The organism is Pseudomonas sp. P106(2024) (genome assembly GCF_057480815.1).
Window position 1 is genome coordinate 156,555 of sequence record NZ_JBLIYU010000003.1, and the last position, 11,380, is coordinate 167,934.

Genomic DNA, 11,380 nt, shown 5'->3' on the forward strand with positions numbered 1-11,380 from the left:
TTCGCCCGGAAGGTGGATGATCTGGCGCCAGAGGCACGGGCCAGGGCTGTAATGGGCTGATGTCATTTTTATGGCCATTTGCCGCTTTTCCTCAGTGGAAATCTCTTATGGAGCGTCGTACCTGAACAGCCTATGATTAGTGCGCCTTTCATTTTCTCCAGGCACAAGGTAGCTTTCCTGGCGAGCGGGTCGAAGGTTTCAAATCACTGTGGTGGGTGCAATCTGTGCGCTTTACAGATTTTGAGGCGCGTGATCAATCATCCTGTGATGCTTGGTTTCGGGTGTACAGCAGGTTCTGAGTATAGGGGCGTTGGCGTTGGTGTTGTGGGAAATCTGAAGTGATGGCAGGGTACTTTGCTTTTGACGGGTTTTACTGTGTTCTGTGTTAGCGAAGTTGCTCCTGTGAATAAGGTAGTGGTTTTATCGGCCATTGAGGCCGTATTGGGTGGTAAGGCTCTGTGGCAGGGGACGGTATTTAATTTTTCGATCCGGTGCTGGTAGTGCTAACGCCAATAGTCGAAATTCACTCTATTTAGAATGGTAGTTGCATGGCGCTCAAGGTATTAAGCGTATTTGGTACTCGACCCGAAGCAATCAAAATGGCTTCTTTGGCTTTGGGGTTGCAATCGGATGAGCGCTTCGAGGCGAAGATCTGCGTGACAGGCCAGCATCGCCAGATGCTGGATCAGGTGCTTGATCTGTTCGAGCTTAGTCCCGATTATGATCTCGAAATCATGAAGCCTGGGCAAGATCTGACTGATGTGACAGTGGCGATTTTGCAAAAGCTGAAAGGCGTGCTGGCTGAGTTCAAGCCAAACATTGTGCTTGTGCATGGTGACACTGCGACTACTTTCGCAGCGTCGCTGGCTGCCTATTACCAGCAGATCCCTGTCGGTCATGTGGAAGCAGGGCTGCGGACAGGCAATCTTTACTCCCCATGGCCTGAAGAAGCCAACCGTAAACTGACGGGGGCACTGGCCCAGTTGCATTTTGCGCCCACCACTCAGTCTCAGGCTAACCTCTTGGCTGAAGGTGTGGCGGCAACACAGATTCATGTCACCGGCAACACGGTCATTGATGCACTGCTTGAAGTTGTACGCAAGTTGCAGCGATCCGACCTGGCGATATCCTTGGAGCAACAGTTTTCGTATCTTGATCCTTCCCGGCGGTTGATACTTGTCACCGGGCATCGCCGTGAAAGTTTTGGCGACGGTTTTGAAAGAATCTGTAAGGCGCTGGTGCAAATTGCAGGTGACTGCCCGGATGTGGAAGTCGTCTATCCGGTTCATCTCAATCCCAATGTGAGAGAGCCTGTAAATCGCTTGCTCAAAGATGTTGGAAACATCCATTTGATCGAGCCGTTAGACTATTTGCCATTCGTGTACCTGATGAACAGGTCCTATCTGATTCTCACTGACTCCGGGGGGGTACAAGAAGAGGCGCCCTCTCTTGGTAAGCCAGTGCTCGTCATGCGTGATACCACGGAGCGTCCGGAGGCTGTCAAGGCCGGGACTGTTCGCTTGGTCGGTACTGATCTGCAGGCCATTATTGATAATGTGAAGGAATTGCTTATAAGTGATGATGCATACCAGAACATGAGTATTGCTCATAACCCTTATGGCGATGGGCAAGCCTGCGCCCGCATCATTGAAGTTCTAGCTAATTTCAAAACAAGGTAGTGTCATGAGTATTTCTAAGGTTTCTGTGGTCGGGCTGGGTTACATTGGTCTGCCTACTGCGGCGGTATTCGCTTCGCGCAAGATTCAGGTCATTGGTATCGATGTCAATCAGCATTGTGTGGATACGATCAATCGAGGCCAAATTCATATAGTTGAACCTGACCTGGATATGGTGGTGCATGCCGCTGTAACAGAAGGTTTCCTTCGAGCGAGTACCACCCCGGAACCTGCGGAGGCATTTCTCATTGCGGTGCCCACGCCTTTCAAAGAGGGGTTCAAGCCCGATCTGAGTTATATCGAGTCCGCGAGCAAGGCGATTGCACCCGTGCTCAAGGCTGGCGATCTGGTAATCCTCGAGTCCACTTCACCGGTGGGGGCTACTGAACAAATGGCTGCGTGGTTGGCCGAACGTCGCCCAGACCTGACCTTCCCTCAGCAAGCTGGAGAGGCCTCCGACATTCGCATTGCACATTGCCCGGAACGGGTTCTGCCTGGGCACGTGCTGCGTGAGCTTGTGCAGAACGATCGTGTCATCGGCGGCATGACAGAAAAATGTTCCTTGGCAGCACGGGCGCTATACAAAACATTTGTCGAGGGTGAATGCGTCTTGACCAACGCGCGCACCGCCGAGATGTGCAAGCTCACCGAAAACAGCTTCCGTGATGTCAACATCGCTTTTGCCAACGAACTGTCGATCATCTGCGAAAAGCTCGACGTCAACGTTTGGGAGTTGATTCGTCTGGCGAATCGCCATCCGCGGGTCAACATCCTTCAGCCTGGCCCGGGGGTTGGCGGGCACTGTATTGCCGTTGATCCGTGGTTCATCGTTGACTCTGCTCCCGAGCAAGCGCGGCTCATCCGGACGGCCCGTGAAGTGAACGACTCCAAGCCGGCCTGGGTTATGGAAAAACTCCATGCTGCCATTGGTGAGCATCTCAGCCGTCACCCGGACAAAGCTGCAAAGGATGTGGTTGTCGCCTGCTTCGGCCTGGCATTCAAACCGGATATTGATGACTTGCGTGAGAGCCCTGCTTTGGAGATTACCAAGGAAGTCAGCAAGCGTCATGCTGGCAAAGTCCTGGTGGTCGAACCGAACATCAACGCGCTCCCTGGTACATTGGAGACCGCCGAGTTGTGCTCCGTGAGCCAGGCGGTCGAGCAGGCGGATATCCTCTTGCTGCTGGTGGATCACAAGCCTTTCAAAGAGATGCCGATGCAATGCCTGCAAGGGCTGCAAGTTGTCGACACCCGCGGAATCTGGAACGTATGAACATTCTTCCGGTGATTATGTCCGGGGGGGCCGGAACGCGTCTGTGGCCGCTCAGCAGGACACTCTATCCGAAGCAGTTCCTGGCCATCTTCGGCCGGGAAACATTGTTCCAGCAGGCAATCGATCGGCTGTTGAAGATCAACCCGCCGGGTTGCAAGCTCTTGGCACCCTGTATTATCGCCAATGATGAGCACCGGTTCCTTTGCCTGGATCAACTTCGCGAAATCAAGGTCGAGCAGGGTGCTCTGATACTTGAGCCAATTGGCCGTAATACCGCGCCGGCATTGACGCTTGCGGCGTTGTATGCGCGCGATGCGGCCGAGCCGCAGTCAGATCCGGTTCTGGTCGTCATTCCTGCCGACCAGACTATTCATGATGTGGAAATCTTCACGCAGGTGGTCGAAAAAGCAGTTCATGCTGCCAGTCAAGGCGCGATCGTCACCCTCGGCATCCAGCCGGACCGCCCTGAAACTGGTTATGGCTACATTCATTCGACCGACTCGGCCGAGGTCAAGTGTGTTGGCTCGTTTGTCGAAAAACCCGACCTGGCAACTGCGCAGCAGTACCTCGCTGCAGGCAGCTATTATTGGAATAGTGGCATTTTCATCTTGCGCGCCTCTGTTTGGCTGCGGGCTCTTAAACATTATCGCGTCGATATTCTCGAAGCCACCGAAAAGGCCTGGAGCGAGCGTAGCGCTGATAACGGTTTTGTCCGTCCTCAAGTGCAAGCCTTCGAGGCTATTCCTGCTGAGTCCATCGACTATGCAGTGATCGAGCATTGCACGCGCTCGCCGCTGGAAGGGTTGGAGTTGAAAATGTTGGTGATGGATGCCGGCTGGTCCGACCTGGGGGCGTGGGATGCGGTTTGGCGATCAGGTGACAAGGACATCAACCAGAACAGTGCCCACGGTGATGTAATCCTTGATTCCAGCAGTGACACCTTGGTATATGCTTCTCACCGCCTGGTAACGGCCGTAGGCGTTGAAAACATGGTTATTGTAGAAACCCCTGATGCAGTCCTGGTGGCTAACAAGGCACGATGCCAGGGGGTCAAAGCCATCGTCGAGGCGCTGGGGCGTGATACGCGTAGCGAGTCACGGCTGCATCGCCGTGTCCACAGGCCATGGGGGTGGTATGACAGCATTGATAGCGGATCGCGCTTCCAGGTGAAGCGGATTCTGGTCAAGCCCAAGGCAACACTCAGCCTGCAGAAGCATTACCACCGAGCCGAGCACTGGATCGTCGTATCCGGCACCGCCGAAGTGACATGCGAGGACAAAGTGTTTCAGCTGAACGAGAACCAAAGTACCTACATACCGGTCGGGCATGTTCATCGGCTTGCCAACCCCGGCACCATTCCTCTTGAAATCATCGAGGTGCAGTCAGGGAGTTATCTGGGCGAGGACGATATCGTCAGGTTCGATGACACTTACGGTCGCGTATAAAGCTTGAATTCTAGTGGAGTGGCAAATGCAAAAGAGTGCGCTGGTTACAGGTATCACAGGGCAGGACGGGGCTTATCTCGTAGAGCTGCTGCTGGCTAAAGGTTACAAGGTCTACGGCACCTATCGTCGGACCAGTTCGGTCAATTTCTGGCGATTGCAAGAGCTGGGTGTGCTGGGGCACGAGAACCTGCACTTGGTCGAGTTCGATCTGACTGACCTGGCAGGCACCATCCGCCTGCTGCAGAAGGCCCAGCCGGACGAGGTCTATAACCTGGCGGCGCAAAGCTTTGTCGGGGTGTCTTTCGACCAGCCGATCACCACGGCGCAAATCACCGGTGTGGGTGCGCTCAACCTGTTGGAAGCCATTCGCCTGGTGAACCCTGGCATCCGCTTCTATCAGGCGTCCACATCTGAAATGTTCGGCCTGGTGCAAGCGGTACCACAATCGGAGTCGACACCGTTTTATCCACGCAGTCCCTATGGTGTGGCCAAGCTATTCGCGCACTGGACGACGATCAATTACCGTGAGTCCTACAACATCTTTGCCACCAGCGGCATCTTGTTCAACCACGAGTCTCCGCTTCGCGGAAAGGAGTTCGTGACCCGCAAGATCACCGATGCGGTCGCCAATATCGAGGTTGGCAACCAGCAGGTGCTGGAACTCGGCAACATGGACGCCAAACGTGACTGGGGCTTTGCCCGCGAGTACGTCGACGGTATGTATCGGATGCTGCAGGTCGATAAGCCTGATACTTTCGTGCTGGCCACCAATCGCACCGAAACCGTCCGTGACTTTGTCAGCATGAGTTTCAAGGCTGTAGGCGTCGACATCGAGTGGCGTGAAACCGGCGAGAAGGAGTTTGGTGTTGATCGCCGGACAGGTGTCACCCGTGTCAAAGTCAACCCGCAGTTTTATCGTCCGGCAGAAGTCGAATTGCTGATCGGCGATGCGTCGCTTGCCAAGGAGCGCCTTGGCTGGGCGCCCACCACCACGCTTGAGCAATTGTGCCAATTGATGGTCGAGGCTGACCTGAAGAGGGCAAAGCATGGCACATCGTTCTGACAAGACGGTCCTGATCACTGGCCTTTCGGGCTTCACTGGTGCGCACCTGGCGCACCGGCTCATAGCAGACGGTTGGCGTATCGTCGGCCTCGGTGGGCGCCGCCTGGAATGTGAGGCCGAGCACCTGGAAGCGGACCTCAACGATACCGAGCGCCTTACCGAATGGGTCCGCGAGGTCAAGCCATCCCATGTAATCCATCTCGCGGCCTTGGCACATGTCACTAGTAGCGATGCACTTTCCTACTACCGAGTGAACGTGCTGGGTACCGAAAGCTTGCTTACGGCGCTGCAGAATAGCAGTGTGGCATTGGAAAAGGTCGTTATTGCCAGCAGTGCCAATATCTATGGCAATGCCCTGGTTTCGCCGATAGTCGAAAACAGTGAGCCACGGCCGATGAACCATTACGCACTGAGCAAGCTGGCCATGGAAGCGTTGGTGCGCAAGTGGTTCGACCGCTTCCCGATCCTTGTAACCAGACCGTTCAACTATACGGGCGCCGGTCAGTCGGAAGCGTTCGTCTTCGCCAAGATCGTTGCTGCATTTGCCCGTCGGCAGGCTGAACTGAAGCTCGGCAACCTGGATGTGTCGCGTGACCTTTCCGATGTGTGCTATGTGGCAGAAGCCTACGCGCGCTTGCTCGAGTGCGACGCCCAAGGGCAATTTGTAAACATCTGCTCAGGCCGGAGTGTCTCACTGCTCCAGGTCATCGATGCGATGGCGGCTATTGCCGGCTATCGCCCGCAGGTGCGGGTGGACCCGGCTTTCGTGAGGGCTGACGAAGTCAAGGAACTGTACGGCAGCCCGTCCAAGCTGTACGGCCTCGTGGGCGAGCTTGAAGTACCTGAACTGCATGAAACATTGCTGTCCATGTATGAGCGGAACCTTCAGGCTTCAGGTCAGTGACTTTCAATGGATTAGTATAACTGTGCGCATTTGTTTCTTTGCCAATATGTCTGCACACGCCAACTGGCGTGAAATGTTCGACAAAGTCGAGTTCTACCGGGTCGATATCAGGCTTCTCAAGGAGCTGGGGCATGAAGTCGTGCTATCCGGTTCGCCATCGACACTCGACTGGAAGGCTGACCTTTACTATTGCTGGTGGTGGGGGCATTCGCCTTTCCCGTTGCTGGCGGGCAAATTGCGGCGCAAGCCGGTGGTAGTAACGGGAGCGTTCGACTACTCGACATGCCGCAAGGAAATTCCTGGCATGTGCTACCTGGATCGACCGCTTTGGCAAAAACTGGTGCTGCAAACCTCATTGCGGTTGGCGGACCGTAACCTGTTCATCTCAAGATCCGAATATGACGAGGTTACCAATAACCTGGCCGTCCGTAATCCGGTATATGCCACGTTGGCAGTGAATACCGACTACTACTCGCCAGCCGCAGAAGTGGGGGAGGCATCCGACTATTTCTTCACCGTGACCTGGACCAGCAGAACCAACGCGATTCGCAAAGGCCTCGTGCCCAGTATCGAGGCGTTCGCGCGCTTGGCCAAGGACCACCCGAGCATTCGTTTCGTCATTGCCGGTAAGCATGGCGACTACCTGCCTCAATTGCAGGAGCTCGCCCAGCGCCTGGGAGTGCCTGATAAAGTCCAGTTTGTCGGGATGATTTCCGATGACGAAAAGCTCCAGCACTACCGTAATTGTCTGGCCTATGTACAACCCACGCTTTATGAAGGGTTTGGTCACGCCATAGGAGAGGCCTTGTCTTGCGGTGCTAGAGTCATCACTTCACCGCGTGGCGCAGTACCAGAAGTGGCAGGTGCATTTGCCTATTGGGTGCGCCCCGACAACCCAGAGGAAATTGCTGCGGCGATGCAGCAGGTGCTGGCGACGCCAGCAAGCTACGAAGATGCAATGGCTAGACACCGCTGGATCTGTGAGAACTACTCGATCAACGCGCGTCGCCAAGCGCTTAGGCGCATTCTCGATTCCTTTGCCTGACTCGAGAACGGTATTGAGTGAAAAATAATCAAACAAGGTAAAGCCGTGTGTTAGCTCGCCTCATCAGAATTTTCGAGAGCTCCAGGTTGTTGCAGTTGTTTATTGTCACTGCCTGTATCCAGGGCGGTGTGATCATTAGCCAGTTTCTGATCGCTCCGTTTGTTGAGCCGGCTGTAGTCGGCATCGTACGGTCGCTTGAAACCGTCGTCGCACTGGTCGTATTGGCTGGGAGTCTCGGTATGCAGAGTATCGCGATTCGTGATACGGCAGCCTGTGAACGATCCTCTATGCAAAGGGCAGTGCTGCGCCAGGTGTTCATATTGGTCGGTCTTACGTCGGCAGTGGTCATGCTGGGCATCTTCCTGGCGCATGAATTCGTGCTGACAACGGCGATAAGTTCCTATGTGTTCATGACTTGCGGATTGGTGTTGATCACCAATCTCCTGCGTGTCACTACCGGTTTTGCGCAGGGGATCAAGGCAATCAATGAGATCTACCTTGCGCTGGCGTTCGTGACTGGAGCAGGGGTTGTCCTGCATGTAGTGTTGACTCGGCAATACGGTATCCAGGGCTGGATTATTGCCCGTTATGCCACCGAACTGCTTTGCCTGGCAGCAGTCTGGTGGCGCTTGCGCGACTATGTCAGATCGGCTTTGCAACTCTTTAAAGTCAACCGCAAGGAGTTGCTGGAGACTGCAGCATCTGGGGTGACCATCAATGCCAGTCTGTTCGTGCGCCTATTGGTAGATAGCCTGCCAGTACTGATGCTGACGGCCCTCCATGTTAGAACTGAAGATATTGGTTTCTTTGGTCTAGCGAACCTCAGCTTAGTTCTGGGTCTTCTACCTCTGGCGATAATCGCTCAACGCGCAATACCGGACCTGGTGGAGGTCCTCGGTGAGCCAAAAGTTCTGTCAGCCAAGTTCAGGGCATTCCTCAAGTCTATGGTCCTCGTCTCATCGACAATGGCGGCAGCATTGGTGATTGCCGCTAGTAGCTGGTTGTTGCTGATTGGCGGTCAATATGAAATGGCAGCCAAGTATGTTGTTGTGTTGGCGCTGAGCCTGCCGTTGAAGGCGGTCATGCTGGCATGCGGAACCATGCTGGTTGCGTTTCGGATGTTTGCCTTGAGCCTTAAGGTCAACATAGTCGAGGGGCTGCTGGTATTGCTGATTCTATACCTAGGAGTTCCGGAGTTCGGTGGATGGACAGGTGTTGCTGCTTATGTGGCGGGCGCGATTTTGTCCCTAGTGTTAATGCTTTCAGCGGTGAAGGTCCGTATAGCCAACCTCCAAGGAAAAGGTGACGATGTGGCAAGGTAAGGGCGCGCCAGGTATTCAAGCAAGGAAGAACAGAAGTTTTGATTGCTCTTCAGCCGGCTTTCGCTTTGTGATCTGGTGCATTGGGGGACTGGTGATGTTATATCCGCTCCTGAAGTTGATCGGTGGACTCGGCTTGTGCTGGGGCTTTCATTTATTGGACAAGGACGTAGCAGGCATCGAGTCGCTGCCGCTCTACAGTGCGACTCTGTTATTCCTAATCGTGGGGGCCTATCTTGGGTGCAAGTTTCAGCTCAGCCCTCTAAATCGCTGCAGTTTTTTCATAAGGCCGCGTATTTTGATGCGGCTACCTCCGGGCTGGCCGCTGACGGCGGTACTCGTGATTATCGGGGTATTTGGGGCTGGCGAGTGGTTGCAGGAAGGTATTACTCTGCCGACTGTCGTGGTTCGTGAATTCTACATAAACTTGGGTTTGCTCGGGGTTTTGCTGGGCGCTTTGTTGCTCGGTGTTGCCTGGAGGTGCCTGTGCGGTACGGTCATCAACAATCCCCAAATTGATCGTGCGCTGGGCACTTATGCTCTGGTAAGCACCGCCGTACTCCATCTTCTACGCGGGAGGGTTTCCTCCGTACTTTCATTACTGGCCTCCATCCGGTTACCTTTCCTGCTTTTGAGCTACAGGCGCAAGGCGCCTGTCAATCACCCGAACTAGAGATACAGGCATGTGCGGAATTTTGGGTTATCTACATAACGGAACGAAAACGTCGATCGATTTCTCGTCGGCGCTTTCTTTCATTCGACGTCGCGGCCCGGATGACCAAGGCGTGTGGTCGGATACCGATGTCGGCGTATGGTTGGGACAAGTTCGCCTGTCCATCCTAGACACTACGTCCGCCGGGCATCAGCCGATGCTGTCCCAGGACGGTCGGGTGGTGATGGTATTCAACGGTGAAATCTACAATTTCCGTGAACTGCGCGCAGAGCTTGAGGCAGAAGGCCTGACGTTTAGCAGTCAGTCCGACTCGGAAGTTTTGTTGGCACTGTTCTGCCGCTATGGCATCGACTGTCTCAATCGCCTTAACGGTATCTTTGCCGTCGTGTTCTGGGAGCGAGATACCCATACGCTCTGGGTGGCGCGCGATCAGTTGGGTGTCAAGCCGCTCTATATCTACAACGATGGTAGCTGCTTCGCATTTTCCAGCGAAATGAAAGGTTTGATCAGGGGGGGATTCAGCACTCCCGAGATCGACCCACATGCCGTTCTGGCGCATCTGGGCTACCTATGGTCACCGGGCGAACGCACTATCGTGCGCGATATCAGCAAGGTGTTGCCGGGGCAGGTGCTGTGTGTGCGCAACGGCCGCATCGAAAAGAAGTCATTCTATTACCAGCTGCCCATCAATGAGCAGCCCTTGGCCAAGTCAGTGGAACAGACCGCCGTTGATGTGGCCGATGCGGTTCGCACGGCCGTCAAGCGTCAGCTGGTTTCTGATGTTCCATTGGGTTCGTTCCTTTCAGGTGGACTGGATTCCAGTGCGATCGTTGCTTTCGCCGCCGAAGAAACGCGCGACAAGGAGCGGCTGCAGTGTTTCAGCATCCGGGTCGACAATGGTTCCACGGCCAATGAAGGCTTCGCCGATGACCTGCCTTACGCGGAGCGTGTCGCCAAGCATCTGGGCGTCGATTTGCATGTGGTAGGGGTTGGCGATGAAATGATGGACCGCCTGCCAGAGATGGTTTATCTATTGGATGAGCCAACGCCGGACCCCGCCGCCTTGAATGCGCTGTTCATTTCCGAACTGGCGAGCCAGAACGGTATCAAGGTCTTGCTCTCGGGGGCAGGGGGCGATGATATTTTCACCGGTTATCGCCGCCACTTCGCCTTATCCCAGGAGCGCTGGTGGGGTGGTTTGCCCACGCCTCTGCGCAGTGTGCTGGCCGGCAGTGCCAACCTGTTACCGGCTTCATCGCCGCTGTCTCGCCGCCTAGGCAAGGCGTTCCGGTATGCGGACCTGCCAGTCGACGATCGCCTGATCAGCTATTTCTTCTGGCTCGAACCGGAGCAAGCGCATGGCCTGCTGGCTCCAGAGCTGCGTCGCCAGCTGGCCGCAGACGAGTTGTTCGCACCGTTGCGCGAGACTTTGTCCCGCGTTCCGGCAGGGGCCACGCCGCTGGACAAGATGCTGACCCTGGAGTGCAAGCACTTCCTCACCGATCACAACCTCAACTACACCGACAAGATGGGCATGGCGACCGGCGTCGAGGTGCGGGTACCGTTGTTGGATATGGATCTGGTGAACCTGGCAGGTAAGCTGCCTGCGCAAGTCAAGCAGAAGGGGCGTGAAGGCAAGTGGATTTTCAAGAAGGCGATGGAGCCTTACCTGCCAAAGGATATCATCTACCGACCCAAGACCGGTTTCGGTGTGCCGCTGCGTAACTGGCTGCAAGGGCGACTGAAACCGCTGGTCGACGAAGTCCTCTCGCCTTCGTCGCTGCGCAAACGTGGCATTTTCGACGCCGAGGCCGTTGCCCGGCTGATCGCCGCCGACCGTGCAGGCCGCATCGACGCGGCCTACACCTTGTTTGGCATTGTCTGCATGGAGCTGTGGTGCAAACAGTACCTGGACGGCAATTTCGCGCTTGACGGCTGATGCAGTCGCGCCGGGAGCTGGCAGTTTGAGGGTAGTTAAGCTC

Annotated in this window: 9 protein-coding genes; all 9 read left to right on the forward strand. The window is 55.2% G+C overall.

All coding sequences use genetic code 11. The features are described from left to right. Nucleotides 1-548: 548 nt before the first annotated feature. From wecB to asnB, 9 genes are read left to right on the forward strand one after another with little or no spacing between them, the layout of a single operon-like run. Complete coding sequence (gene wecB / locus AC25M7_RS06850) at nucleotides 549-1,679, forward strand: non-hydrolyzing UDP-N-acetylglucosamine 2-epimerase (protein WP_486970872.1); 1,131 nt, start codon at nucleotides 549-551, stop codon at nucleotides 1,677-1,679. Nucleotides 1,680-1,683: 4 nt separating this feature from the next. Next, on the forward strand, nucleotides 1,684-2,949 hold the full coding sequence (gene wecC / locus AC25M7_RS06855; protein WP_486970873.1) for a UDP-N-acetyl-D-mannosamine dehydrogenase: 1,266 nt from the start codon (nucleotides 1,684-1,686) through the stop codon (nucleotides 2,947-2,949). Continuing rightward, on the forward strand, nucleotides 2,946-4,394 hold the full coding sequence (locus AC25M7_RS06860) for a mannose-1-phosphate guanylyltransferase/mannose-6-phosphate isomerase (protein WP_486970874.1): 1,449 nt from the start codon (nucleotides 2,946-2,948) through the stop codon (nucleotides 4,392-4,394). The genes wecC and AC25M7_RS06860 overlap by 4 nt, the downstream gene beginning before the upstream one ends. A gap of 25 nt (nucleotides 4,395-4,419) precedes the next feature. Next, nucleotides 4,420-5,457 carry a GDP-mannose 4,6-dehydratase gene (gene gmd / locus AC25M7_RS06865; protein ID WP_084941763.1) on the forward strand — a complete coding sequence of 346 codons (1,038 nt, stop codon included), beginning with the start codon at nucleotides 4,420-4,422 and terminating at the stop codon, nucleotides 5,455-5,457. Beyond that, nucleotides 5,441-6,361: a GDP-mannose 4,6-dehydratase gene (locus AC25M7_RS06870; protein ID WP_084941764.1), complete on the forward strand. Its 921-nt coding sequence runs from the start codon at nucleotides 5,441-5,443 to the stop codon at nucleotides 6,359-6,361. The genes gmd and AC25M7_RS06870 overlap by 17 nt, the downstream gene beginning before the upstream one ends. Beyond that, nucleotides 6,330-7,406, forward strand: a complete 1,077-nt coding sequence (locus AC25M7_RS06875; protein WP_486970875.1) for a glycosyltransferase family 4 protein — start codon at nucleotides 6,330-6,332, stop codon at nucleotides 7,404-7,406. The genes AC25M7_RS06870 and AC25M7_RS06875 overlap by 32 nt, the downstream gene beginning before the upstream one ends. A 47-nt stretch (nucleotides 7,407-7,453) precedes the next feature. Next, nucleotides 7,454-8,728, forward strand: coding sequence for a lipopolysaccharide biosynthesis protein (locus tag AC25M7_RS06880; RefSeq protein ID WP_486970876.1), 1,275 nt, complete (start codon nucleotides 7,454-7,456; stop codon nucleotides 8,726-8,728). After that, the gene (locus AC25M7_RS06885; protein ID WP_486970877.1) at nucleotides 8,715-9,398 is read left to right on the forward strand and encodes a hypothetical protein; all 684 of its coding nucleotides are present in this window, start codon (nucleotides 8,715-8,717) and stop codon (nucleotides 9,396-9,398) included. The genes AC25M7_RS06880 and AC25M7_RS06885 overlap by 14 nt, the downstream gene beginning before the upstream one ends. Nucleotides 9,399-9,408: 10 nt before the next feature. Continuing rightward, a complete protein-coding gene (asnB, locus tag AC25M7_RS06890) occupies nucleotides 9,409-11,337 on the forward strand; it encodes an asparagine synthase (glutamine-hydrolyzing) (protein WP_486970878.1) in 1,929 nt (642 codons plus the stop codon). Nucleotides 11,338-11,380: the final 43 nt, after the last annotated feature.